This window comes from Rhizobium sp. 21-4511-3d (assembly GCF_053522545.1).
Genome location: NZ_JBNWCF010000002.1, coordinates 144,169 through 168,379 on the forward strand (window position 1 = coordinate 144,169; position 24,211 = coordinate 168,379).

At 61.9% G+C, this 24,211-nt stretch carries 23 protein-coding genes; 9 read left to right on the forward strand and 14 right to left on the reverse strand.

Features of this window, described 5'->3' with window-relative positions; all coding sequences use genetic code 11:
- Positions 1-67: 67 nt before the first annotated feature.
- Positions 68-685, reverse strand: coding sequence for a 30S ribosomal protein S4 (gene rpsD, locus ACQZ5H_RS06610; protein ID WP_112716485.1), 618 nt, complete (start codon positions 683-685; stop codon positions 68-70).
- A 198-nt stretch (positions 686-883) separates the two neighbouring features.
- Positions 884-1,411: a MarR family winged helix-turn-helix transcriptional regulator gene (locus ACQZ5H_RS06615; RefSeq protein WP_449097097.1), complete on the reverse strand. Its 528-nt coding sequence runs from the start codon at positions 1,409-1,411 to the stop codon at positions 884-886.
- A gap of 100 nt (positions 1,412-1,511) precedes the next feature.
- Between ACQZ5H_RS06615 and ACQZ5H_RS06620 the strand changes: the two genes are divergently transcribed.
- From ACQZ5H_RS06620 to ACQZ5H_RS06630, 3 genes are all read left to right on the forward strand, one after another.
- On the forward strand, positions 1,512-1,847 hold the full coding sequence (locus ACQZ5H_RS06620) for a cupin domain-containing protein (protein ID WP_449097098.1): 336 nt from the start codon (positions 1,512-1,514) through the stop codon (positions 1,845-1,847).
- A 65-nt stretch (positions 1,848-1,912) separates the two neighbouring features.
- Entirely contained in the window at positions 1,913-2,140 is a 228-nt protein-coding gene (locus ACQZ5H_RS06625; RefSeq protein WP_449097099.1) for a CopG family transcriptional regulator, read from the forward strand.
- Positions 2,137-2,568: a TA system VapC family ribonuclease toxin gene (locus ACQZ5H_RS06630; RefSeq protein ID WP_449097100.1), complete on the forward strand. Its 432-nt coding sequence runs from the start codon at positions 2,137-2,139 to the stop codon at positions 2,566-2,568. The genes ACQZ5H_RS06625 and ACQZ5H_RS06630 overlap by 4 nt, the downstream gene beginning before the upstream one ends.
- 9 nt (positions 2,569-2,577) lie before the next feature.
- Here ACQZ5H_RS06630 and ACQZ5H_RS06635 read toward each other — a convergent pair whose 3' ends face one another.
- From ACQZ5H_RS06635 to ACQZ5H_RS06660, 6 genes are all read right to left on the reverse strand, one after another.
- Positions 2,578-4,092: a helicase HerA domain-containing protein gene (locus ACQZ5H_RS06635; protein ID WP_449097101.1), complete on the reverse strand. Its 1,515-nt coding sequence runs from the start codon at positions 4,090-4,092 to the stop codon at positions 2,578-2,580.
- A gap of 97 nt (positions 4,093-4,189) precedes the next feature.
- Positions 4,190-5,362 (reverse strand): MFS transporter, encoded by a 1,173-nt coding sequence (locus ACQZ5H_RS06640; protein WP_354540996.1) that lies wholly within the window; start codon positions 5,360-5,362, stop codon positions 4,190-4,192.
- Positions 5,363-5,460: 98 nt separating this feature from the next.
- Complete coding sequence (murI, locus tag ACQZ5H_RS06645; protein WP_449097102.1) at positions 5,461-6,264, reverse strand: glutamate racemase; 804 nt, start codon at positions 6,262-6,264, stop codon at positions 5,461-5,463.
- On the reverse strand, positions 6,245-7,075 hold the full coding sequence (locus ACQZ5H_RS06650; RefSeq protein WP_449097103.1) for an RNA methyltransferase: 831 nt from the start codon (positions 7,073-7,075) through the stop codon (positions 6,245-6,247). The genes murI and ACQZ5H_RS06650 overlap by 20 nt, the downstream gene beginning before the upstream one ends.
- A 56-nt stretch (positions 7,076-7,131) precedes the next feature.
- Positions 7,132-9,111: an FUSC family protein gene (locus ACQZ5H_RS06655; RefSeq protein ID WP_449097104.1), complete on the reverse strand. Its 1,980-nt coding sequence runs from the start codon at positions 9,109-9,111 to the stop codon at positions 7,132-7,134.
- Between the two features lie 87 nt (positions 9,112-9,198).
- Positions 9,199-9,720: a hypothetical protein gene (locus tag ACQZ5H_RS06660; RefSeq protein WP_112716503.1), complete on the reverse strand. Its 522-nt coding sequence runs from the start codon at positions 9,718-9,720 to the stop codon at positions 9,199-9,201.
- Positions 9,721-9,911: 191 nt separating this feature from the next.
- On the opposite strand from ACQZ5H_RS06660, the gene ACQZ5H_RS06665 reads away from it, so the two are divergent.
- Complete coding sequence (locus ACQZ5H_RS06665) at positions 9,912-11,126, forward strand: NADP-dependent isocitrate dehydrogenase (protein WP_130278217.1); 1,215 nt, start codon at positions 9,912-9,914, stop codon at positions 11,124-11,126.
- Between the two features lie 75 nt (positions 11,127-11,201).
- Here ACQZ5H_RS06665 and ACQZ5H_RS06670 read toward each other — a convergent pair whose 3' ends face one another.
- Positions 11,202-11,795 carry a hypothetical protein gene (locus tag ACQZ5H_RS06670; protein WP_449097105.1) on the reverse strand — a complete coding sequence of 198 codons (594 nt, stop codon included), beginning with the start codon at positions 11,793-11,795 and terminating at the stop codon, positions 11,202-11,204.
- Between the two features lie 141 nt (positions 11,796-11,936).
- Here ACQZ5H_RS06670 and ACQZ5H_RS06675 point away from each other — a divergent pair, with 141 nt between their 5' ends.
- On the forward strand, positions 11,937-12,380 hold the full coding sequence (locus ACQZ5H_RS06675) for an N-acetyltransferase family protein (RefSeq protein ID WP_449097106.1): 444 nt from the start codon (positions 11,937-11,939) through the stop codon (positions 12,378-12,380).
- 87 nt (positions 12,381-12,467) lie between these two features.
- The gene (locus tag ACQZ5H_RS06680; RefSeq protein WP_449097107.1) at positions 12,468-13,103 is read left to right on the forward strand and encodes a glutathione S-transferase family protein; all 636 of its coding nucleotides are present in this window, start codon (positions 12,468-12,470) and stop codon (positions 13,101-13,103) included.
- On the opposite strand, the gene ACQZ5H_RS06685 is transcribed toward ACQZ5H_RS06680, so the two are convergent.
- Positions 13,095-13,946 carry an AraC family transcriptional regulator gene (locus ACQZ5H_RS06685; protein WP_449097108.1) on the reverse strand — a complete coding sequence of 284 codons (852 nt, stop codon included), beginning with the start codon at positions 13,944-13,946 and terminating at the stop codon, positions 13,095-13,097. The genes ACQZ5H_RS06680 and ACQZ5H_RS06685 overlap by 9 nt on opposite strands.
- 126 nt (positions 13,947-14,072) lie before the next feature.
- On the opposite strand from ACQZ5H_RS06685, the gene ACQZ5H_RS06690 reads away from it, so the two are divergent.
- A complete protein-coding gene (locus ACQZ5H_RS06690; protein WP_449097109.1) occupies positions 14,073-14,705 on the forward strand; it encodes a LysE family translocator in 633 nt (210 codons plus the stop codon).
- A 16-nt stretch (positions 14,706-14,721) separates the two neighbouring features.
- Here ACQZ5H_RS06690 and ACQZ5H_RS06695 read toward each other — a convergent pair whose 3' ends face one another.
- The 3 genes from ACQZ5H_RS06695 to recA all read right to left on the reverse strand — a co-directional run bounded on the left by ACQZ5H_RS06695 (position 14,722) and on the right by recA (position 19,194).
- Positions 14,722-15,222, reverse strand: coding sequence for an STM3941 family protein (locus tag ACQZ5H_RS06695; RefSeq protein ID WP_449097110.1), 501 nt, complete (start codon positions 15,220-15,222; stop codon positions 14,722-14,724).
- 33 nt (positions 15,223-15,255) lie between these two features.
- Positions 15,256-17,919 carry an alanine--tRNA ligase gene (alaS, locus tag ACQZ5H_RS06700; protein ID WP_449097111.1) on the reverse strand — a complete coding sequence of 888 codons (2,664 nt, stop codon included), beginning with the start codon at positions 17,917-17,919 and terminating at the stop codon, positions 15,256-15,258.
- Between the two features lie 186 nt (positions 17,920-18,105).
- Complete coding sequence (gene recA / locus ACQZ5H_RS06705) at positions 18,106-19,194, reverse strand: recombinase RecA (protein ID WP_112716521.1); 1,089 nt, start codon at positions 19,192-19,194, stop codon at positions 18,106-18,108.
- Between the two features lie 241 nt (positions 19,195-19,435).
- Between recA and ACQZ5H_RS06710 the strand changes: the two genes are divergently transcribed.
- Both ACQZ5H_RS06710 and ACQZ5H_RS06715 read left to right on the forward strand, forming a co-directional pair.
- Positions 19,436-20,380, forward strand: a complete 945-nt coding sequence (locus ACQZ5H_RS06710; RefSeq protein ID WP_449097112.1) for a carbohydrate kinase family protein — start codon at positions 19,436-19,438, stop codon at positions 20,378-20,380.
- A gap of 30 nt (positions 20,381-20,410) precedes the next feature.
- Positions 20,411-21,337, forward strand: a complete 927-nt coding sequence (locus ACQZ5H_RS06715; protein ID WP_112716525.1) for a pseudouridine-5'-phosphate glycosidase — start codon at positions 20,411-20,413, stop codon at positions 21,335-21,337.
- 39 nt (positions 21,338-21,376) lie between these two features.
- Here the strand turns inward: ACQZ5H_RS06715 and cckA are convergent, their stop codons facing one another.
- Positions 21,377-23,986, reverse strand: coding sequence for a cell cycle histidine kinase CckA (gene cckA, locus ACQZ5H_RS06720; protein WP_449097113.1), 2,610 nt, complete (start codon positions 23,984-23,986; stop codon positions 21,377-21,379).
- Positions 23,987-24,211: the final 225 nt, after the last annotated feature.

Sequence of the window (24,211 nt, forward strand, 5' to 3'; positions counted from 1 at the left end):
CTTCTCTCCAGAGAACAAAAAAGCCGCCCTGTGAGGCGGCTTTTCCGTATGCGAAAACGCCTCGCGATTAACGCGAATAGAATTCGACCACCAGATGCGGCTCCATGACGACCGGGTACGGAACGTCGGAGAGCGAAGGAACGCGTGCGAAGGTCGCAACCATCTTGTTGTGATCAACTTCGATGTAGTCAGGAACATCACGCTCAGCGAGAGAGATGGATTCCAGAACCGTTACGAGCTGCTTCGACTTCTGGCGAACTTCGATGACGTCGCCGGCCTTGCAACGGTAAGAACCGATGTTGACGCGGACGCCGTTCACGGTCACGTGGCCGTGGTTCACGAACTGGCGGGCAGCGAAAACGGTCGGGACGAACTTGGCGCGATAAACGATCGCGTCGAGACGGGACTCCAGAAGACCGATCAGGTTTTCGGAAGTGTCACCCTTGCGGCGGTTGGCTTCGTCGAAGATCGCACGGAACTGCTTTTCGCGCAGGTCACCGTAGTAGCCCTTCAGCTTCTGCTTGGCGCGCAGCTGCACACCGAAGTCAGAGAGCTTGCCCTTGCGGCGCTGACCATGCTGGCCCGGGCCGTATTCGCGGCGGTTCACCGGGGACTTAGGACGGCCCCAGATGTTTTCGCCCATACGGCGGTCAATCTTGTACTTGGACGATTCGCGCTTGCTCATCGTATTTCCTTTCAGAGTGTTAGAACGGTTTGTTGCCAAACCGCGCGAAGGAAACACGCCCTCCTTTGGCTTTCTCTCGAAAGCCCGACAGGACCAACCCATTACGCGAACGGGACGAATCCACGGGACATGTCAAATGAAACACCGGACATTGCTGCCCGGTGCTGGCGCGGTCTTTATGGATAAGTCACGGGATTGTCAAACGGAATCTGCCGCTGATGCCTCGCCCTCGGCCGGTTCGAGCGAACCCGCAAGCTTGCGCAGCAGACCGGACAACGCCCGGCGCTCCCCCTCATCGAGGGCATCGAGGAGGCGGAGCTCGCGGCCCATGTCCTCGCGGAAGGCAGCCTCGGCGCGTCGGATGCCCTCGGCGGTCAGGACCACGACAAAACTGCGCTTGTCCTGATCGGAGCGCTCGCGCGTGACCAGCCCAGCCTTCTCCAGCCGGTCGAGCCTGTGGGTCAACCCGCCGGAGGAGATCATCAGGTGACGGTAGAGCTCAGTCGGGATCATCCGGTAAGGCGGCCCGGACCGGCGGATCGTCGCGATCACGTCGAACTCGCCGCGATCGAGATGGAATTCCGCAAAGGTCGCCTCGATCGACGGCCGCACAAGATTGGACAGCCGGTAGATGCGGCCGAGAATGCTCATCGGCGTCGTATCGAGATCCGGCAGTTCCTGGGCCCAGAGAGCACGCAGGCGGTCGACATGGTCTTCAGTCGTCATGGTCAAATCCGATTTATCTTGACGAGAAGATAAATCGGATTATCTTCTCACTAAGATAAATTGATAGCGAAATCCGGTTCAGGTTCCAAGGGAGGAAATCATGTTCCACGTCATCAGCCGCGAAAATCAGAAACAGTCCCCGAACCGAACCATTCTCTTTGAAGGCGGCGCGTTCGGCGCACCGGTCTCGATCTTCCTCATAGACAACGAGCCGGGCCAAGGCCCTGCCCTTCACATCCATCCCTATACCGAAATGTGGATCGTCCGCTCGGGACAGGCGCGCTTCACCGTCGGCGAAGAGACCCTAGACCCCAACCCCGGCGACATCGTCGTCGTCAACGCCGAGACACCCCACTGCTTCAAGAATGTCGGCACCACACGGCTGGAACTGACCTGCATCCACGCCGGCCCGGAAGTCATTCAGAGCTGGGTTTGAGCTACATCCGTTGAGAAATATGGCGTTCGCCGCTATATTTCATTCTGGACAATTGGAGATCTCGGATGAAGGCCGTTCTGGCAATCGATGACGACGTCCTGGAAGCTGCGAAGGCCATGGCCGAAGAGCAGCATAAGACGGTCGACGAAGTCATTTCCGAACTCGCACGTCGCTCCATCGAGGAGAGCCGTCCGCGGGAGACGCGCAACAATATCCCCCTGCTGCCGCAGCACGCCGAGGGAAAGCCCGTCACCATGCAGATCGTCAACTCTCTCCGAGATGAGAATTCGTGAGCTATCTGCTCGACGTCAACGTGCTGATCGCGCTCATCGACCGCAATCACGAACATCATGAGCCCGCCCATCGATGGTTCGAGAAAAACCGGGATGGATGGGCGACATGCGCGATCACCGAGAACGGCCTGATCAGAATTGTCTCCAACCCGCGCTATCCGAACAGTACGAACTCGCCTGTCGTCGTCGCCGAAATGCTCGCCACGCTCAAAGCGCTTCCCGGCTATGAATTCTGGCCGGAAGCAATAAGCATTCTGGAAGGCAGTATCTTCAGGCCGAACCAGCTGCGCTCATACCAGCAGATTACCGATACCTATCTGCTCGGTTTGGCGGTGCGACATGGCGGCCACCTCGCTACCTTTGACCGGCACATCAGCACCGATCCCGTTATCGGTGGCAGCAGCGCGCTCTATCAGATCAAAATTTAGTTCGGAGCCCTACTCGGCAGCGCTCTTCAGCGCATCGTCATCAGGCGCATCGGCTGAACCCGGCGCTGTCTCGACCTGCAGATCGGGGAACGCGACGATGCGCTTGCCGGTGAAATCGGTGTGGACGACGATCAGGCCCTGTTCTTCGAAATAGCCGAGTAGACGGCGGGCGCGGCGGGCAGAATGGGTGCCGTAAGCGCGGGCGATGCGGGCGTCGGACGGGCATGGTTCGCCGCCGAGCGCTGCCTTCGCCATCATCAGGAACACGCCCTGCAGATCGTCGGTCACGCCATTCGACAGCGAGAGCGCCGTGGCCCAGCCTTCGCTGGCTGCCATCTCGGGATCGACGCCCGAGCGCGATACGGCCACGCGGCGGCGGAAGTCCTGCAGCGACAGCGGCGGACCAGGCACCCGGCGCATACGCAGCCGCACGAGAAATTCCTGGTAGAGCACCGAATCCGTCCGGAAGCCCGAGGCCGGGTCGTCGAGGATTTCGGCGAGCACGGCCGACAGCCGCTCTTCGCGCTCCTCGGCTGACAGTTCCGGCTGGCTGGAGCGCGGCTCGGAAGGCACCGGGACTGCGGCGGGCGCCGAGCGCGACAGCTCGGCAAGAATATCGGTGGTCGGGCGCGGTGCCGGCGGCGCGCGGCGAACGAGCGGCCGCTGGAACTCTTCGGGATCCGGCGTGAAGATCAGGTCTTCGACATCCTGCGGCGCATCCGGCAGCGGCATCAGCTTTGGGCTCGACGAACGCGCCGAGGTCTCGACGTTACCGATCTGGATCGGCAGTGGACGACGAGACAGCGCTGGACCGAGAGCAACGAAATTGCCACGCTTGAGGTCACGGAACATTTCCGCCTGGCGCCGGTCCATGCCGAGCAGGTCGGCAGCGCGCGCCATGTCGATATCGAGGAAGGTGCGGCCCATCAGGAAGTTCGAGGCTTCCGCAGCGACGTTCTTCGCGAGCTTTGCCAGACGCTGCGTGGCGATGACGCCCGCCAGACCGCGCTTACGGCCGCGGCACATCAGGTTGGTCATCGCGCCGAGCGACATCTTGCGCGCGTCTTCCGAGACATCGCCGCCAACAGAAGGCGCGAACATCTGTGCTTCGTCGACGACGACGAGAACCGGATACCAATATTCGCGGTCGGCATCGAACATGCCGTTGAGGAAGGCAGCGGCAGCGCGCATCTGCTGCTCGATATCAAGGCCTTCAAGCGTCAGCACGCAGGAAACGCGGTGCTGGCGGATACGATTGGCGATACCGGCAAGCTCTGCTTCGGTGCGCTCGCCATCGACGACAATATGGCCGAAACGGTCGCTGAGCGTCACAAAGTCGCCTTCGGGATCGATGATGACCTGCTGAACCCATTGGGCGGATTGCTCTAGCAGGCGCCGCAGAAGGTGCGACTTGCCGGAGCCGGAATTGCCCTGGACGAGTAGGCGCGTTGCCAGCAGCTCCTCGATATCGAGTGTCGCCGGGCTGCTGCCGGACGCCGTTCCCATATCGATGCCAACCTGCAAGTCTGATTCCCCTTAAGATTTCACCGGCGTGTCTAGCATATTCGCCGCCGCGATTGTTACCCGTTTGGCGCAAAAACCCACAGAAAGACGCGAGCGTTCAGACGGCCTCGCGCTCGACCAGCCGGCCGCTATTCTCGGTAGCGCGCGGCGTCAGCATATGCGTGAAGATCAGGCTGACGAACAGCGGCACCATCAGCACCGCAAGCCCGATCCGCAAGCCCCAATATTCACCGATGAAACCGATGATCGGCGGCCCGACGAGAAAGCCGAGCAGCGCCACGAAGGACAGGATCGCCAGGCTCGCAGCCGCCGGGCGGTCGGTCAGCGCCGCGGCCGCCGTCACAGCGAGCGGAAAGCCGACGGAGACGCCGACGCCGATCGCCGCAAAGCCGAGCAACGCAAACGGCGGCGCCGGCGCCACGAGAATGATCAGCATCCCCGCAAGCGAGGCAATGCCGCATCCGCGCGCGATCGCCACAGGCCCGAAGCGGCCCTTCATGTAATCGCCGCTGAAGCGGCCCGCCGCCACCATGAAGGCGAAGACGGAATAGCCCAGCCCCATCTGCGCGCCCTCGGAGCCGAAGACATCGCGAAGATAGACCGCCGACCAGTCGGCAATAGCCCCCTCGGTCATCGTCACGCCGAAGACGAAGGCGCAGATGCCGATCAGTGCCAGACCGGGCAGCTTGAAGCGGTAAGTCGCGGCGGTCTCCGCATGGTGACTTTCCGGCAGTTTCGGCAGTCGCGTGCTGACGAAGAGCGCAATCGGCAGCACGACGACAGCAATGGCGAGGATCGACCAATGCGGCGGCGCGCCGATGGCAATCGCGCCGGCGCCGAGCAGGCTGCCGAACATGATGCCGAGGCTCCAGAAGCCGTGCGAGCGGCTCATGATGATCAGGCCCGTCACCTTCTCCGTCAGGTCGGCCTCGACATTCATGCCGAGCTCGACGGTCGAGAGCGCCACACCGAGGATCATCAGCGAGAAGAACAGAAGCGTCACGGTCGGCGCGAAGGCCGGCAGCGAGACGACGGCGAGGAAGAAGACAAAGCCATAGATGATCGCCGCCCGTCCCCCGATGCGCGAGACGACGCGGCCGGCGAAAGACAGGGTCAGCAGCGTACCGATCGGCAACCCGAGAAGTGCGATCGCCAGATCCGCGGTGCCGAGGTTCAGCTTCGCCTGCACGTCCGGGATACGCGGCAGCCATGCCCCGAAGGCGATCGGCTGCAGGAAGAAAATCAGCATGACAAGTCTTTGAAGCGGCACGGCGCGCATCCCTTCATTCTCAGAGGCGGAAGGCGCCGCTTCTGATTCCCCATCGACAAATCTGCGTCATTGCCGCGCCTAAGGAAAGCGCGGATCACCTATCGCGTGCTGAGGCCGAAACCCTGCATCAGCCGCGCCGTCGCGAAATCAGGATTGCCCGACGTGAAGACGGCAAAGTCGAAATTGTCAGGGTGAACGGCGTCGGCCACCTGCGGCACCAGGCTGCGGGCGCGCCGCGCGATCGCCTCGGCCGGATCGAGCCAATCGACCGGCCAGGGCGCGAGCCTGCGGAAAAGATTGGCCATGAACGGATAATGCGTGCAGGCGAGCACGACGATATCGGTCTTGTGCCCATCCTTCTCGACGAAACACTGCTCGATTTCGGCGGTCACGGCCTCATCCGAAACCGTCTCGCCGCGAATATAGGCCTCCGCCATCCGCGCAAGGTTCTCCGAACCGACGAGACGAACGTGGCATTGCTGCGCGAAGGACTGGATGAGATCGCGCGTATAGGCGCGCTTGACCGTTCCGGGCGTCGCCAGCACGGAGACCAGACCGGAGCGCGTACGCTCCGCCGCGGGCTTGATCGCCGGCACGGTGCCGACAAAGGTCATCTGCGGAAAGGCCGCCCTGAGATCGGCGCCGACAAGCGTGAAGGCCGTGTTGCAGGCGATGATGCACACTTCAGGGTCATAGTCATTCAGCAGTTTACCGAAAAGCGCTATGACGCGCTCCTTCAAGGCCTGCTCTTCCCAGCCGCCATAGGGAAATCCGGCATCGTCGGCGACATAGATGAAGCCGCGCTCGGGCATCAGCACGCGCGCCTCGCGCAGCACGGTCAGGCCCCCGATACCGGAATCGAAGACCAGGACCGGTTTCAGCTCATTCGCCGCTGACGTCATCTTTCGGCTGTTCCTTGGCAACTGCGGGAGACCGGCTTCCGCGCGGATATTGCCGCGAGAAACGGTCGAGGGAGGAGATTACGCCGCGCAGCACGCTGATTTCCTGTTCCGTGAAGGCGCGGCGTGAGAGGACGGCCCGGAGGTTGTCCACCATTTTGGGCTTTTTCGCGGGCGGATGGAAATAATTGCGCGCTTCCAGCGCCTCCTCGAGCTGGTCGAAGAAACCGAAGAGCTGCTCCTTGGTCGATTGCGTCTGCTCCATAGCCTGGAACGGCACGTCGGAGAGATCTTCCATGCCCGACTTCATCCACTCATAGGACATCAGCAGCACCGCCTGGGCGATGTTCAGCGAGGCGAAGGCGGGATTGACAGGGAAGGTGACGATCTCGTCGGCCAGCGCCACTTCCTCATTGGTGAGGCCCCAGCGCTCGCGGCCGAAGAGGATGCCGGTGCCCTCGCCTGCCCGAAATTTCGCCCGCAACGTTTCCGCCGCAACGACGGGAGAGCGTACGGGCTTGAAACCGTCGCGTTCGCGCGCCGTCGTCGCATAGACGAAATTGAGGTCGGCAATAGCCTTTTCCAGCGTGTCGTAAACCTTGGTCGCCTCGATGACGTGATCGGCCTTGGACGCCGTCGCCTGCGCCCGCTCGTTCGGCCAGCCGTCGCGCGGATTGACGAGCCGGAGCTCCGAAAGGCCGAAATTCGCCATGGCGCGTGCCACCATGCCGATATTCTCGCCCATCTGCGGTTCGACCAGAATGATCGCCGGTCCCTCGGTCAGAAGTTGCCGCTCGCTGTTTGTGCCTGCCATCTACGCCGTCCTTGCTTTCGAGCCGGAATAGCCCCGCTGGCAGCAAACGGCAAGGCTTATGCCGCCGGATAGAGCCGATCGAGCACGCCGCCGATCATCTCGACGCCCAGCCGCGACCCCTGAGCCGAGATCGGCAGATTGCGTGCCGCAGATGACGGCGACTGCCGCTCGACGAAGAAGCACTCGGAACCGCGAGGCGCGATCTCGGCGATCCGCGCTCGCGCCTGTCTCAGCGCAACAACGATCTGCTCGTGGTCCTCAGCGCCCATATTGCCACCAAGCGAACTCGCGACGATCCGCGCCCAGTAGGTCCCCGACAGGAAGATCGCCAGCGTCTGGCGGATGGGTCCCGGCCGCGTCACGACAGACCAGGTGGAGCCGAGTGGCCGCGCCGCAACCGTCACATCCCGATAGGCCGCATCGAGAGTCTGCGACAGACCGATCAGCTCGTAGCGCGGCTTGCCGTCCACAGTGGCGGAAAGCAGCGCGTCGAGCGCATCGAACCATTTCCGGAGGGCAGCATCGAGCGCGCCGCGGGTGCGCGCCGGGAAGACAAGAAAGGCAACCGCCGTCCCGGCAATCGCGCCGATCAGCGTCTCCTCGAAGCGCAGCGCCAGGAGATCGACGGTCAAAGCCCCGGTCATCCCGTAGACGAGGCAGAGCACGATCGAGATGAAGAAGGTCATCGTCGCATAGGAAATCTGCAGGAAGTAGAAGGCGAGAAAAATGCAGACGATGGCGACGGGGATGCCGATCGCATCCTCTCCGCCGATCAGCGTCGCAAGGCCGAGACCGATCGCAATGCCGAACAGCGTGCCGAGCGAGCGCTGCAGCGCCTTCATCGCGGTGTCGCCGCGCGAATTGGTATTGGTGAACACCAGGAACGAGGCCAGCACGGCCCAGAACCACCGCTCGCGCGACAGGAGCAGACCGAAGCTCATCGCCAGCGCCGCCGCGAGCGTGATCTGCAGCGTCGACCTGATCTGCGGGTTGTTGAGCGAGAAGTCGATCCCGGTGGCGGTAGCCTGGTCCTCCACGGGCAGTATCCCGGCAAAATTGGTCAGCCGCGCCTCGGCTATTGTCTCCCCCAGATGACATTTCGTTTCACCGAGCCAGAAGAGCGCCCGACGCGTCTCCGATGCAGCATCGGGCGATGCGTCCCTGTCCTCATCGAGCCCCCTGTGCCGGCCCTCGATAATGGCATGGACAAGAGCGAAATCCGGAACACTCTGCAGGCTGAGCACGATGGCGCTTTCGGCGGCAAGGTGCAGATCGAAGAGCCGGATCGCCAGTTCCGCTGCCGGATCGCCGCCCTTGTCGAACACGCCGCCGGCCGGGCGAGGAATGAAGCTTTCGGCCATCAGCACGACTTCCTTCAGCCGCTCCTCCAGCACCCGCAGTTCCCGGCGATCATGCTCGGCGACTTCCCCTTCGGATGCGAGGGCGGCGAGCTTGAAGAGGATCTGGTTCACCCTGCCCTGCACGCTTTCCAGCGATCGCAGAAGGTCGCGGCGCCAATCCTCGGGCATGACCATGACGCGCATGACATGCCCCGTCAGCGCCGCAACGACGGGACCGACCGCCACCAGCGGCAGTTCCGCAATATCAGGCTGGAAATAGGCACCCATGAAATAGGAGGTGAAGGCGAACATGCCGATCGCAAAGCCGCGTACCCCGAAAACGCGGGCGGACGCCGCCAGGAAGATCACCACGAGAAAGGCAAGGTCCGAGAGGACCCGGTGTCCCTCCAGCGCCGCCGCGACCCCGACCACCACCAGACTGGCGACACAGCCAAGCAGCCGCGTCACCAGCTGCTGCGCATTGCCCTTGTCGCGCACGGCAACCCCACCCTCGATCGAGAGCAGGATACCGAGACCGTAGGACGCCGTCGGCAGCGGCACGGCGAAGAGATGGATGGCAAACAGGATGGCGAAGGAGATGACGATCGTCAGCGTCACGCGCGATGCCATCCGCAAGCGCGACAGCGCCGGATCGTTGGCAAGCAACCAATCGCGAAGATCGAAACCCGAAAACAACAGATAAGCCCTCACGCACCGGAATCTCGAAAGATGCGCTACCCGGACATACCGCCGCAAAGGCCAAAATCAAACGGCTGACGGCGCCTACTGTTTGGCGATCTCGTCCATCGTCGATTTCAGTGAGCTCGTCTCCTTGGTCTCGTCATCCTGCAGCATGATGTCGTCGACGACAGGCTTGCCGTCCTCGGTCACCATCTCGAAACGCACGGTCGAGACGGCCTTCGCCTCGTCGCCATCGGCGCAGCCCATCTTCCGGAACGAGACGACGACCTCGTCCTCTCCCTCGGCCGTCTTCTGCGGCGTCAGCTTCAGATCCTCGAGCGGGCAAGCATCCTGGCCATTGATGATCACATCGTAATCGAAGGGCGAAATGCCGTCGTCGACGGCCGGATGTTTGGCCGCTTCACGATACTTGGCGGCGAAATCCTTGCTGTAGAGCTTGTCGAGTTTTGCCGCATCGAAAATGTCGACCCATTCGATGTCGTCGCCCGACCAGTTGTTGACCGTCGCGTCCATGATTTCCTGAACCGGCGCCGGAATATCGGCAGCAGTTGCGAGCGTCGGCAGGCCGGCCAAACCGGCGATCAGCAAGGCAATCGTCTTCATGATGAAATGTCCGTTAACGAAGCAATTGCCGCGGACACTAGCCGAATTCGCGCGCTTGGCAATGGGGCCCAAAATCCGCTTTCGGGGGCGCTTGCGGCTTTGCGTTCCGGGCACACAATGCTATAGCCCTCGGGATTTTAGAAATCACCCGCCACGGGACCCAGTCCCCATCAAGCTTACGAGGCAGATACATGAAAAAGATCAAGGTCGCTAACCCCGTCGCCGATCTCGACGGCGATGAAATGACGCGCATCATCTGGCAGCTTATCAAGGACAAGCTGATCCATCCGTATCTCGACCTCGAAATCGACTATTTCGACCTCTCGGTCGAAAACCGTGACGCCACCAACGACCAGGTCACCGTTGACGCCGCCAACGCCATCAAGAAGCACGGCGTCGGCATCAAGTGCGCGACGATCACCCCGGACGAAGACCGCGTCAAGGAATTCAACCTCAAGCAGATGTGGAAGAGCCCGAACGGCACGATCCGCAACATCCTCGGCGGCGTCATCTTCCGCGAGCCGATCATCTGCCAGAACGTTCCGCGCCTCGTTCCGGGCTGGACCAAGCCGATCGTCGTCGGCCGTCACGCCTTCGGCGACCAGTACCGCGCCACCGACTTCAAATTCCCGGGCAAGGGCAAGCTGACCATCAAGTTCGTCGGCGAAGACGGCACTGTCATCGAGAAGGACGTCTTCGACGCCCCCGGTTCCGGCGTCGCCATGGCAATGTACAACCTCGACGAGTCGATCCGCGAATTCGCCCGCGCCTCGATGATGTACGGCCTGATGCGCAAGTGGCCGGTCTACCTGTCGACCAAGAACACCATCCTGAAGGCCTATGACGGCCGCTTCAAGGACATCTTCCAGGAAGTCTACGAAGCTGAATTCCAGGATCAGTTCAAGGAACTCGGCATCACCTACGAACACCGCCTGATCGACGACATGGTCGCTTCGGCTCTGAAGTGGTCCGGCGGCTACGTCTGGGCCTGCAAGAACTACGACGGCGACGTCCAGTCCGACACGGTTGCCCAGGGCTTCGGTTCGCTCGGCCTGATGACCTCGGTTCTGCTCACGCCGGATGGCAAGACGGTCGAAGCCGAAGCCGCGCACGGCACGGTTACCCGCCACTACCGCCAGCACCAGAAGGGTCAGGAAACCTCGACGAACTCGATCGCCTCGATCTTCGCCTGGACCCGCGGCCTCGCACACCGCGCCAAGCTGGACGACAATGCCGAACTCGCAAAGTTCGCCTCGACGCTGGAAAAGGTCTGCGTCGACACCGTCGAAGCCGGCTTCATGACCAAGGACCTGGCGCTGCTCATCGGCCCGGATCAGCCCTGGCTCTCCACCACTGCCTTCCTCGACAAGATCGACGAGAACCTGCAGAAGGCCATGGGCGCCTGAGGCGGCCAGCAATAGCAAACAGCAGAACGGCGGGATCTTCCCGCCGTTTTTTGTTTCAGCTCGATCGTGCTGCCTTTATTGGGGTGTTGCATCCCGTCCGCGGATCCAATCGAAAACCATGTCGATAGGTCCGTGCCGTCGCGGCGGTTTGATTGGAAGCCCACGCTCGTATCGTATCCAGTCGTCGATCACGTGAACAATCTCCTCGACACTATGATCAAGCATTCGGGCGGACAGAATTTTTCCTTTCCATCCGATCAATGCTTCGATCTTCGCCAACATCGGCGGGATGCGCGAGACCGAGTCCAGCGTCGCAGTAAGCTCTTTGGAAAAGACCACCACGACGCTGCGCCCACGCCCGATATGCGTTATTCGAACGCTTTCGACGGCAGACCAAGGGATCACCTCTCGCTGCAGCGTTGGCCAGAACAAACCGCGCCGAAATATCACAAGCACCAACGGTTGCTGGATCGCGGTCACATAGGGGACAATTGACGAGAGCCCGACTATAAAGGCAGCCACCACCCCGCTGAGGATCTCCTTGGGCGCCTTGTCGCTCACGTAGAACGAAATCGTCTGATACAACAACAGACAGCATAGAAGAGCGCCGAAGGCTCCTAGTAGAAGCGCCATACGCTTCGATTTATGAACGGCGAACTCTTCTGGCATTCTCACTCTCTGTTATATCAGCTATCCGCTATGCTGCAGCAAAACCGGAACCCTTCCCAACGCCTGGCTATCAAGCGGCTCTAAAGTTGCATAGCATGGTGAATTCACGCTGAAGATGATCAAACCGCTTGTTGGAGATGAATGATGACGATCCGCCTGCTCACGCCTTCCGACCGCGCTGCATGGGAGCCGCTGTGGAAGGGCTATCAGAGTTTCTACGAAGTCGTCATTCCGCCTGAGACCACCGATCTCACCTGGGCGCGCTTCCACGCCGCAAACGAGCCGATGCATGCCTTCGGCGCCTTTGACGATGACGGCACGCTGAAGGGCATCGTCCACGCTATCTTCCATCGCTCGACATGGCTGCCGAAATGGACCTGCTACCTGCAGGATCTCTATGTCGAGGCGGACCAGCGCGGGCTTGGCACCGGCGCAGCCTTGATCGAGCGCGTCGCCGATCTGGCGCGCGAGCATGGCGCCGGCCGGCTCTACTGGATGACGCACGAGACCAACGAGCGGGCACGCCGCCTCTACGACCAGATCGCCGAACGCTCTGGCTTCATCCAATACCGCAAGCAGCTCTGACTGCTGACAGAATCTGGCAGCAGCCTCCTCTAGACATTGCCGCATCGCTGGCCTGCGCCAGATACGAACAATGGAGAAGGAGAGGTCATGACCGAAGAGCTGGTATTTTACACGAACCCGATGTCGCGCGGGCGCATTGCCCGCTGGATGCTGGAGGAAACAGGTGTTCCCTACCGCACCGAGATCCTGACCTTCGGCGGCACAATGAAGGGCGAGGATTATCTCTCGGTCAACCCGATGGGCAAGGTCCCGGCGATCCGCCATAACGGCACTGTCGTCACCGAATGCGCCGCGATCTGCGCTTACCTCGCCGATACCTTCCCTCAGAATAAACTGGCGCCGCGCCCCGAAGAGCGCGGCTCCTATTACCGCTGGATGTTCTTTGCCGCCGGCCCGCTGGAATCGGTCGTCACCATCCGTATGCTCGGCGTCGTCACCCCTGCCGACAAGGCCCGCAGCGTCGGATATGGCAGCTTCGGCGATGTCATGGACACGCTCGAAAAAGCAGTGACCCGGACGCCCTATATCGCCGGCGACCGCTTCACGGCCGCCGATGTCTATGTCGGCTCGCATGTCAGCTGGGGCTTGAATTTCGGCTCTATCGAAAAGCGGCCGGCCTTTGCCGATTATCTCGGCCGCGTCACCAGCCGTGAGGCCTACAAACGCGCCGCCGCAATCGACGACGAAGCGTTGAAGGGCATGCCGCAGGCCGCCTCATACTAGCGGCATGTAGATGTCCGTCAGCAATCCGGTCGGCGCTGTATCGCGCGGATTGTTGAGATAATCCTCGAACATCAGGGCATCGCGCAGCTGCCGGCCGGAAACCGGCAGCCACTCGCCATAGAGCCACTGATAAGCCTTGTGCATATCGGCATAGGGTCCCTTGTGGCGCAGAACCGCATATTCGCCGCCATCGATCCGCAGGCGCTCGAACGGCGCCTCTTCCGGAATATCCGCGCCGCCGGTGACGCAGGCGATCGAACGCAGCTCGTCGGCCGGCACGATGTCGGGATCGTCGAAATAGACGCCGATCATCCGCATGTCGGGTTTCGCCAGCCCGCGCGCATGCAGCGTTCCGAACAGCGTCTCGAACGCCTTGCCGATCTGCATGTAGGATCCGCGATGCGGCACGCCGATCAGGTCGATCGGCTCGATGGTCTTCAAGGTCACGTCAAACATGGCTGTTGCCTTTCCTGGCAGCGGAGGTTGGAAGACTGTGTGGCTTCCCTCTTTCCGGTAGCGTGCCGGCGGCATGCCATAGACCGATTTGAAGATCCGGTTGAAAGACTGGAGATTGGGATAGCCCGATCGTTTCGAAATCTCGCTGATATCAAAATCGGTGCGGACGATATCGCCCGCCGCGCGATGCAGCCGCAGCCGCTTGACGGTGGCCGCCAGCGTCTCGCCATGAACCGCGCGATAGATCCTGTGCCAGTGATAGCTCGACATGCAGGCAATCTCGGCCAGCCGCGCCATATCCAGTTCCTCGTCGAGGTGGTCGTAGATATAGGCCGAAACCCGCTGGAGGCGGTTTTCATAGAGAGACCAAGCCGTTTGCCCGTTCATGTCAAACCTCATGCAAATCGATCGACTGCAGGAAAGCATAGCCCGATTTGACAAATCCTGCGGACTTGCGCGGCCCGCGAATCTTGATAGACCGGAATTCCGGCTCGAACCCAAGAGGATTTCATAATGCCGGATTTTTCAACACTCATGCTCTTTGCCGCTGCAGCCCTGGTGCTGACCGCGACGCCCGGACCCGACATGCTGCTGATCGCCTCGCGCAGCATCAGCCAGGGCCGCGCCGCAGGCTTTCTCACCTATGCCGGAATTGCCGCCGGAACCTATTGCCACGCGCTCGCCGCCGCCTTCGGCCTGTCGCAGCTCTTCGTCACCGTCCCCGCCGCCTATGAGGCCGTCCGCTGGGCCGGCTGCGCCTACCTGCTCTACCTCGCCTACAAGACGATCCGCTCGCAAACGGCCGCCTTCGAGCCCACGTCAACGGCGCAGAGGATATCCAGCATCCGCATCTTCACGACGGGTCTGGCAACGAACCTGCTCAATCCGAAGATGGCGCTTTTCGTGCTCGCCCTCTTTCCGCAGTTCATCCAGCCGAATGCCGGTTCGATGGCGAGCCAGATGCTCGTACTGGCAAGCATCCTCAACATCATCGGCTTTGCGGTGAATGGTGCGGTGATCCTGCTCGGCAGCCAGATACGCAATCGCCTCAGGGCGATGCGCCGGTTTCCACGGCTGCCGCAATATGCGCTGGCGGCGGTCTTCACCGGGCTCGCCTGCCGGCTTGCTCTGCAGTCGAGGAACTGAGCCGATTGCGGCGCGCTCAGCTCTGGCGCGCCGCCTCTGCCCGCTGCTGGATCAGCGAGAATATTTCCTCGACGGAACGGTCGAGGCCGCTTGTCGAAAGCGTCAGATATTCGTTGGATTTTCCAAGCGCACGATTGTTCAGTCGCACCATGCGCGAAAGCGTCAAAGCGGCGGATGCCTGCGGCGTCACCTGAAGTTCGATGAAACGCTGCTTGTGAAGCTGGAAGACGCGCACCGCCAGCAGATCGCGCCAGGCGATGCGCTGCGGCGCCACCTCGGTTGCCAGCAGGCCCTCGTCGGAAAAATCCAGGACTGGGCGGCGATCGAAGGCCTTCCAGGCGATCGCGATGAAGGCGAGCAGGAAGAAAAGCCCGCCGATAATGCCGATGAAAACAGGAAAACCGCCCGCGCCTTCCTTCTGATAGCCGGTGAAGCCGACAAAAAGCGCGAGCGCCGTCATGAGCAGCGAGAGAAAGGCAAGGCCGATCATCTTGGCCGGAGAGCGGTGGACCTTCATCGAGAACCTCCTGCCCTCCGGGCCTTTAATCGATCAGCCGGCGAGTGCCGCGGCAACAGCCTCGATCGCCTCATCGGCCTTCGATCCATCCGGACCGCCGGCCTGCGCCATGTCAGGACGACCGCCGCCGCCCTTGCCGCCGAGCGCGGCAGATGCGATGCGCACGAGATCGACGGCGCTGAAGCGGCCGACCAGATCTTCGGTAACGGCGACGACTGCGCTCGCCTTGCCGTCTTCGGAGACGCCGATCAGCGTCACGACGCCGGAGCCGAGGCTCGCCTTGCCGTCGTCGGCAATGCCCTTCAGATCCTTGGGATCGACCCCGGTAATGGTCTTGCCGAGGAACTTGACGCCTGCGATCTCGCGAGCCGCCTCATCGGCGGAACCGCCCTGGCCGCCGCCCATCGCCAGCTTACGCTTGGCATCGGCCAATTCGCGCTCCAGCTTGCGGCGCTCGTCCATCAGCGCTTCGACGCGCGAAACCACATCGCCGGCCTGCACCTTGAGGGCAGACGCCAGCGTCTTCACGCGGTCGTCCTGCTCAGCGAGATAGATACGGGCCGCTTCACCGGTAACCGCCTCGAGACGGCGCACGCCCGAGCTGACGGCACTGTCGCCGAGAATGCGCACCAGCCCGATATCACCGGTCGCAGACACATGCGTGCCGCCGCAGAGCTCGATGGAATAAGGCTTTCCGGCCTTGGCTCCGTGCAGGCCTTGGCCCATGGCCACGACACGCACTTCCTCGCCGTACTTCTCGCCGAACAGCGCCATAGCGCCCTCGGCACGGGCATCGTCGACGCTCATCAGACGCGTCGTGACCGGTGAATTCTGCAGAATGATCTCGTTGGCCATATCCTCGACCACCTTGAGCTCGTCCGCTGACATCGGCTTCGGATGCGACACGTCGAAGCGCAGGCGGTCGGGCGTGACCAGCGAACCCTTCTGGGCTACGTGGGTACCCAACACCTCGCGCAGCGCCTCATGCAACAGATGCGTTGCCGAATGGTTGGCGCGGATCTGCGAGCGACGGGCATGATCGACCGTCAAGGCCACGGCATCGCCGGCCTTGATCGTGCCTTCGACGACCGTGCCGATATGCACGAACAGACCCTCGCCGCGCTTCTGCGTATCGGTGATCTCGATCTTGGCATGATCGGACGAAATGATGCCGGCATCGCCGACCTGGCCGCCGGACTCGCCGTAGAACGGCGTCTGGTTGACGACGACCTGAACCTTGTCGCCGCTGGCAGCCTGAGCAACGGCAGCACCGTCCTTGACGATCGCCTGGACGACGCCTTCAGCGCTCTCCGTGGCATAGCCGAGAAACTCGCTTGCGCCATGCTTTTCGCGCAGCTCGAACCAAATGGTTTCGGTCGCCTTGTCGCCGGAGCCGGCCCAATGCGAGCGCGCTTCGGCCTTCTGGCGTTCCATGGCATCGGTGAAGCCGCTGAGATCGACGCTGATTTCGCGGGCGCGCAACGCATCCTGCGTCAGGTCGAGCGGGAAGCCGTAGGTGTCGTAAAGCTTGAAGGCCGTCTCGCCGTCGAGCATGTCACCCTTGCCGAGCGTCGTTGTCGCATCCGAAAGCAGCGACAGGCCGCGCTTCAGCGTCGTGCGGAACTTGGTTTCCTCAAGCTTCAGCGTCTCGGTGATCAGCGCTTCGGCGCGCACCAGCTCCGGATAGGCACGGCCCATCTGCTGGATCAGTGCCGGCAGCAGCTTCCACATCAGCGGTTCGCGGGCGCCGAGCAATTCGGCATGGCGCATGGCGCGGCGCATGATGCGGCGCAGGACATAGCCACGGCCTTCTGCGGAAGGCAGAACGCCGTCGGCGATCAGGAATGCGGAGGACCGCAGGTGGTCGGCGATGACGCGATGGCTGGCGCGCTGGTCACCTTCGGCCTTGACGCCGGTCGCCTCTTCCGAGGCTTCGATCAGCGCCCGGAACAGGTCAATGTCGTAATTGTCATGCTTGCCCTGCAGCAGCGCCGCAACACGCTCAAGGCCCATGCCGGTATCGATCGACGGGCGCGGCAGGTCGACGCGCTCTTCCTTGGTGATCTGCTCGTATTGCATGAAGACGAGGTTCCAGATCTCGATGAACCGGTCGCCATCTTCTTCCGGCGAGCCGGGAGGGCCGCCCCAGATATGATCGCCGTGGTCGTAGAAGATTTCCGAGCACGGACCGCACGGGCCGGTATCGCCCATCGCCCAGAAATTGTCGCTGGTCGGAATGCGGATGATCCGGTCGTCAGAAAGACCGGCGACCTTCTTCCACAGGCCGAAAGCCTCGTCGTCGGTGTGATAGACGGTCACCAGCAGGCGCTTGGCATCGATGCCGAATTCCTTGGTGATCAGGTTCCAGGCAAGCTCGATCGCCCGCTCCTTGAAATAATCACCGAAGGAGAAGTTGCCGAGCATCTCGAAAAAGGTGTGATGGCGGGCGGTATAGCCGACATTGTCGAGGTCGTTGTGCTTGCCGCCGGCGCGCACGCATTTCTGCGCCGTCGCCGCCGTCGAATAGGGACGCTTTTCAAGACCGGTAAAGACGTTCTTGAATTGCACCATACCGGCATTGGTGAACATCAGCGTCGGGTCGTTGCGCGGCACGAGCGGGCTGGACGGCACGACTTCGTGGCCGTTGGTCTTGAAATAGTCGAGGAAGGTCGACCGGATATCATTCACACCGCTCATGCTATGCCCTTCAATGCTGCCCAAGGCAGGTCAAAACTTTAAATCCAGTGGCTTTTATCGCCCGCATTAACCACTGTCCAGCAGGCAAACGTCAGACAGCTTAGAGCACACAGGCATCCGCAAACGAAACCGGCCGCATTCGGGTCTCGAATGCGGCCGGCTGGCACTCAAATTGTCAGGAAAGGATCAGGGCTCGCCGTCACCGTCACTGTCGTTGGCATCGGGTCCGCCGTTCTGCAGAATGCGGTCGGCGATCAGGCCGGCATTCTGGCGCAGCGACGTCTCGATCTCGCGGGCAACATCCGGATTGTCGCGCAAGAAGATCTTGGCGTTCTCACGGCCCTGGCCGAGGCGCTGGCTGTTATAGGAGAACCAGGCGCCCGACTTCTCGACGATGCCGGCCTTGACGCCGAGATCGACGAGCTCGCCGGTCTTGGAAACGCCTTCTCCATACATGATGTCGAATTCGACCTGCTTGAAGGGAGGCGCCATCTTGTTCTTGACGACCTTGACGCGGGTCTGGTTGCCGATCACCTCTTCGCGCTCCTTGACCGCGCCGATACGGCGGATGTCGAGGCGAACCGAGGCGTAGAACTTCAGCGCGTTACCGCCCGTCGTCGTCTCAGGCGAACCGAACATGACGCCGATCTTCATGCGGATCTGGTTGATGAAGATCACCATGCAGTTCGACTTCGAGATCGAGGCCGTCAGCTTGCGCAGCGCCTGGCTCATCAGGCGTGCCTGGAGACCCGGCAGGCTGTCGCCCATTTCGCCTTCGATTTCGGCACGCGGCGTCAGCGCTGCGACCGAGTCGACGACGAGAACATCGACGGCGCCGGAGCGAACCAGCGTGTCGGTGATTTCGAGCGCCTGCTCACCGGTATCGGGCTGCGAGATCAAGAGGTTCTGCAGATCGACGCCAAGCTTGCGTGCATAGACCGGGTCCAGCGCGTGTTCTGCGTCGACGAAGGCGCAGATGCCGCCCTTCTTCTGGGCTTCCGCGATTGTCTGCAGCGCCAGCGTCGTCTTACCGGAGCTTTCCGGTCCGTAAATTTCGATGATACGACCCTTCGGGAGACCGCCGATGCCGAGCGCGATATCGAGACTGAGAGAACCCGTCGATACGGTTTCGACCTCGATGACGCTGTCCTTCGCGCCGAGTTTCATGATCGAGCCCTTGCCGAACGACCGCTCGATCTGAGAGAGTGCCGCTTCAAGTGCCTTGCTTTTGTCCACCGATTTGTCCTCTACAAGCCGCAATGTATTCTGTGACATTCGATCCACCTTTAGGTTATTGAAGCCGCTCTAGCAATGTCGCCGCCGATGCCGATTTTGTACGTGATTTGTTCTCATTTCGCAAGAGGCGTTCAAGCGGTTGAAAGAAAAAGGTAAATCAGTACGTGTTCTACTTTTGTTTTATCGATGTGAAGCAAGGGTTTAGCGCGTCCGGGCATCGGCAGCCGGAGAATTTCCCGCAGGCACGATTCGCTAAAACAAGAGCGGCTGGAGCATCACGGTGAAGCGCAAGATTCTCGTTCTCGGCGGCGCCCATGTCGATCGCCGCGGCCGCATTTCCGGCGACACCGCGCCGGGTTCCAGCAATCCCGGCAGCTGGTTCGAGGAAGCCGGCGGCGGCGGCTTCAATGCCGCTCGCAACCTCGCCCGCCTCGGCTTCGACGTCACGATGATCTCGCCGCGCGGCGGTGACCCGACCGGCGAAATGGTCACCGAGGCGGCCTATGCCGCCGGGATCAACGACCGCCCCTTCGTCTTCCTCGACCGCAAAACGCCGAGCTATACCGCGATCCTCGAGCGCGACGGCAACCTCGTCATCGCACTCGCCGATATGGATCTCTACCGCCTCTTCGTTCCCCGCCGCCTGGCGATCCGCTGGGTGCGCGATGCCTTTGCGGCGACGGATCTGATCCTCTTCGATGCCAACCTGCCGGAGGACACGATCACCGCGATCGTTGCCCGTGCCAACAGCCTCGGCAAGCCAGTTGCCGCCATCGCCATCTCACCTGCCAAGGTCGTCAAGCTGAAGTCATCGGCCGGAGGTATCGATTATCTGTTCCTCAACGAGGCGGAGGCCGCGGCCCTTGCCGGACAGCGGCCGGAGAATGCCGCCGAATGGGCGTCCCTGCTCGGTGACATCGGCCTGAAAGGCGGCATCGTCACCCGCGGTCAGCGCGAGCTGATCGCCTTTACAGGCGGCGGTGCGATTGCCCTGCAGCCGCCGTCGATCGAAACGGTGGCGGATGTCACCGGTGCGGGAGATTCCCTTGCAGCCGGCGTGCTTTCCGCCATCATGCAGGGATTGCCGCTGGAAGAGGCCGTGCGCCATGGTGCCGCCGCCGCCGCTGTCACCGTGCAGTCACCGCTTGCTGTCAGTGAAAATCTGACGCCGGAACTGCTCCGCGACACGCTGGCACTTGTTCCAGCCGCCAGAATTCTGCATTGAAGCGCGCTTATCGATGAACTGGAAAAGACAATGACGAAACCGATCTCCCCTCAGCTGCCGATTGCCTATTCGAAGGAAGTTGCCGCCGCCAGGCAGCGCGGCGCCCCGCTGGTAGCGCTGGAATCGACCATCATCACCCATGGCATGCCCTACCCCGGCAATATCGAGATGGCCCGCAGCGTCGAGGCGATCATCCGCGAACAGGGCGCCATCCCTGCCACGATCGCGGTCATGCACGGTGTGCTGCATATCGGCCTGGAGCCGGAGGAGCTCGAAAGGCTCGCCAAGGAAAAGGACGTGATGAAGGTGTCGCGCGCCGACCTCGCCTTCTCGATCGCCGAGCGCCGCACCGGTGCGACGACCGTTGCCGCAACGATGATTGCCGCGGCGCGTGCCGGCATCAAGGTCTTTGCGACAGGCGGCATCGGCGGCGTTCACCGCGGCGCTGAGGAAAGCTTCGATATTTCGGCCGACCTGCAGGAACTCGCCCGCACCGGCGTTATCGTCGTCTGCGCCGGCGCCAAGGCGATCCTCGATATTCCGAAGACGTTGGAAGTGCTGGAAACCTCGGGCGTCCCTGTTGTCACCTACGAGAGCGAAGAATTCCCGGCTTTCTGGTCGCGTGCATCGGGCCTGAAGAGCCCGCTGACGCTGAACAGCCCGGCCGCGATCGCCAATTTCCAGGCGACCCGCGAACAGCTCGGCATCGACGGCGGCATGCTGATCGCCAATCCGGTTCCGGAAGCCGACGAAATCCCGCGCGAGGAGATGGAAATCTATATCGAGCGCGCCCTCGACAGCGCTGAGCGTGACGAGATCACCGGCAAGGCCGTCACGCCCTACCTACTCAGCACAATCTTCGACCTGACCGATGGCCAGAGCCTGAAGACCAATATCGCGCTGGTCGAAAACAATGCGCGTCTCGCGGCAGAGATCGCCGTGGCGCTGGAAGCCTGATCAGAAAAAAGTCTTGCGGGAGGCGGCAGCGCCTCCCGTTCAGTTCTGGTCGAGCGTTTCCTTGACGACGACGGCCAGCTGCTTCAGCGAGAACGGTTTCGGCAGGAAGCCGAACTTCGAGCCCTCCGGCAAGTTGCGGGCGAAGGCATCCTCGGCATAGCCGGACACGAAGATGAACTTCATATCCGGATATTTCTTGCGAAGCTCACGCAGCAGGCTCGGTCCATCCATTTCCGGCATGACGACGTCGGAGACGACGATATCGACCTTGCCTTCCAGCTCGTCCAGGATATCGAGCGCTTCGATGCCGGATCCGGCCTCGTGCACGGTATAGCCGCGCGTCTCCAGCATTCGCTTGCCGCCGCGCCGCACCGCTTCTTCGTCCTCGACGAGCAGGATCACAGCACTGCCGGTCAGATCCTCCGGCTGCTCCGGCTGGGCGGCAACCGGCATCGGCACGACATTGCTGGTTTCGCCCGCCTCGACAGCCTCGGCTTCCGCTGCAATCGCCGACTCGACGATATGGCGCGGCAGGAATACCCGGAAGGTCGTTCCCTTGCCGACTTCGGATTCCGGCTGGATATAGCCGCCCGACTGCTTGACGATGCCATAGACCATGGCGAGGCCAAGACCGGTGCCCTTGCCGACTTCCTTGGTGGTGAAGAACGGCTCGAAGATCTTGTCCATGATCTCGGGCGCGATCCCGGTGCCGGTATCGGCAACCTCGACCAGCACCATGTCCTCGGCCGGCATATAGGAATAGTTGAAGGCAGCGACTTCCTGTGCCGTCACATTGCGCGTGCGCACCGTCAGCTTGCCGCCTTCAGGCATGGCGTCGCGGGCATTGACGCATAGATTGATCAGGACCTGCTCGAATTGCGACAGGTCGGTTTTCACCGGCCAGAGATCGCGGCCATATTCGACGTCGAGCTTTACATGCGTGCCCGACAGCAGGCGATCGACCAGCATGCGCAGGTCGCCGACGACATCGGTGAGGTTCAAGACGCTCGGGCGCATCGTCTGCTTGCGTGAGAAAGCGAGCAACTGGCGCACCAGTACGGCAGCGCGGTTGGCGTTGCGCTTGATTTCCATCAGATCCGCAAAGCTCGCATCCGAAGAGCGCGCCTGCAGCAACAGATGGTCGGACGAGAGCAGGATCGCCGTCAGCACGTTGTTGAAATCGTGGGCGATACCGCCGGCCAGCGTGCCGACAGCATTCATCTTCTGCGTCTGCGCCATCTGCGCCTCGAGCGCCTTCTGCTCGGTCACCTCGACGGCATAGACGATCGCAGCCTCTTCCGGCGCCTCGTCGCTTTGGTCGATGACGGCGTTGACGTAGAAGCGGAAATGGCGCGCCTCGTCGTTGGGCGTGCGGGAATCGATCGGCGGGATATCGCCCTGCCGGTCCTTCGCCGCAGCAAGCGCGGATTGCAACCGCTCCCGGTCGCTTTCCTGGACGATGGTTTCGAGCAGAGCGCCATTATCGACGTCGTCGCGCGAGACGATGCCGGAGAACAGCTTCAGGAACGGCGCATTGGTGCGCAGGATGCGGCCGGTGCCATCGACCGAGGCGATCGCCATAGGCGTATTGTTGAAGAAGCGGGTGAAGCGCATCGCCGCGGCAGATGCCGATTGCTCGCTTTCCGTTCCGGCCTGGCGGCGCAGCACGATCGTCCGGCTCTCGCCCGGTGCGCCGTCGCGCATAGACGTGACGCTGTGGACGATCTGTACCGGCAGGCTCTGGCCATTGGATTTCTTGAGGTCGAGATCGAGCGTATCGGTCTTCTTCAGGCCCGGTTCGGCCTGCACCGACTGGATCAGCGCCAGCCCCTCGCCCGCCACCAGATCGCCGATCGTCATCGAGCCCGGAATGAACTTGGTGAGGTCGAGGCCCAGCCACTCGGCAAGCGTCGCATTGAGATAGAAGATTTCTCCCTTGCGCCCGGCGGAGAAGAATCCGGCCGGAGCGTGGTCGAGATAATCGATGGCGTTCTGCAATTCCTTGAAGAAGCGCTCCTGGTCGTCGCGCTCGGAGGTAATGTCGCTGATCTGCCAGATATGCAGCGGCTTGCTGCCGCTTTCCTCGGTCTTCAGCGTCCGCGCCTTCAGCCGGTACCAATGGGCGCCGGAGCCGTTCGGCGAGGGTCCGAGTGCGCGCAGCAGGCGGAACTCTTCCTGCCCCTCGCGTCCCTCTCGCAACCCATTGGAAAGACGGTAAAGCGCTTCGTTGGATTCGCGGTGGCGCGACAGAAGCGCTTCCAGCGTCTGCACCTCGGTCGCCTTGCGGGCGCCCGTCAGCTTTCCGTAGGCGCCGTTGGCATAGATGATCCGGCCCTTATCGTCAGTGATCAGCGAACCGTCAGGGTGGCTGTTGAGGAACGAGCGGGCGAGACTGTCGGACTGGCGCTGCGGCATGACTTCGATGAAGCCGATGACCGAGGAGACCAGGAAGAAGATGCCGACCATGGCGAGAACGCCGAGGACACCGAGCACCATCTCGTTATCGAGCGAATTCTTGAATACCACAAAGGCGGCCGCGGCGGCGATCAGCACCAGCGCCAGCAGGATGATGCGAATGGCCGTACCTGAACGTCCTCCGCGATCCACGATCGGGGCATTGTAGTCGTCGGCCTGACGCGGTGTCGTCATCTAGTCCTCGCATGCGCCGATCCGGCATTTCGCTTTGTATCCGGAAGACAAAGCAGGAATCAGGCGTTCGTTCCTTCTTAGCAATTTGCAGGCCTTGCAAAAACAGTGCCGCGCCGCAAGAGCGCTTGAATTCACAAGGAACAGCGCCAGTTTCGCATGCCATCGGGCCTTTGTTGCAATCTTCTCGCAGGGGCGTGACTGGACAAGCACGCGCCCTATTGCCTA

Coding starts and splice junctions, on each gene's coding strand:
- ACQZ5H_RS06685 (WP_449097108.1), bottom strand. CDS start 13,946: ATGAACGGGCAAACGGCTTGGTCTCTCTATGAAAACCGCCTCCAGCGG.
- ACQZ5H_RS06665 (WP_130278217.1), top strand. CDS start 9,912: ATGAAAAAGATCAAGGTCGCTAACCCCGTCGCCGATCTCGACGGCGAT.
- rpsD (WP_112716485.1), bottom strand. CDS start 685: ATGAGCAAGCGCGAATCGTCCAAGTACAAGATTGACCGCCGTATGGGC.
- ACQZ5H_RS06620 (WP_449097098.1), top strand. CDS start 1,512: ATGTTCCACGTCATCAGCCGCGAAAATCAGAAACAGTCCCCGAACCGA.
- ACQZ5H_RS06650 (WP_449097103.1), bottom strand. CDS start 7,075: ATGGCAGGCACAAACAGCGAGCGGCAACTTCTGACCGAGGGACCGGCG.
- ACQZ5H_RS06680 (WP_449097107.1), top strand. CDS start 12,468: ATGACCGAAGAGCTGGTATTTTACACGAACCCGATGTCGCGCGGGCGC.
- murI (WP_449097102.1), bottom strand. CDS start 6,264: ATGACGTCAGCGGCGAATGAGCTGAAACCGGTCCTGGTCTTCGATTCC.
- ACQZ5H_RS06715 (WP_112716525.1), top strand. CDS start 20,411: ATGACGAAACCGATCTCCCCTCAGCTGCCGATTGCCTATTCGAAGGAA.
- ACQZ5H_RS06695 (WP_449097110.1), bottom strand. CDS start 15,222: ATGAAGGTCCACCGCTCTCCGGCCAAGATGATCGGCCTTGCCTTTCTC.
- ACQZ5H_RS06615 (WP_449097097.1), bottom strand. CDS start 1,411: ATGACGACTGAAGACCATGTCGACCGCCTGCGTGCTCTCTGGGCCCAG.
- ACQZ5H_RS06670 (WP_449097105.1), bottom strand. CDS start 11,795: ATGCCAGAAGAGTTCGCCGTTCATAAATCGAAGCGTATGGCGCTTCTA.
- ACQZ5H_RS06690 (WP_449097109.1), top strand. CDS start 14,073: ATGCCGGATTTTTCAACACTCATGCTCTTTGCCGCTGCAGCCCTGGTG.
- ACQZ5H_RS06675 (WP_449097106.1), top strand. CDS start 11,937: ATGATGACGATCCGCCTGCTCACGCCTTCCGACCGCGCTGCATGGGAG.
- recA (WP_112716521.1), bottom strand. CDS start 19,194: ATGTCACAGAATACATTGCGGCTTGTAGAGGACAAATCGGTGGACAAA.
- ACQZ5H_RS06625 (WP_449097099.1), top strand. CDS start 1,913: ATGAAGGCCGTTCTGGCAATCGATGACGACGTCCTGGAAGCTGCGAAG.
- cckA (WP_449097113.1), bottom strand. CDS start 23,986: ATGACGACACCGCGTCAGGCCGACGACTACAATGCCCCGATCGTGGAT.
- ACQZ5H_RS06660 (WP_112716503.1), bottom strand. CDS start 9,720: ATGAAGACGATTGCCTTGCTGATCGCCGGTTTGGCCGGCCTGCCGACG.
- alaS (WP_449097111.1), bottom strand. CDS start 17,919: ATGAGCGGTGTGAATGATATCCGGTCGACCTTCCTCGACTATTTCAAG.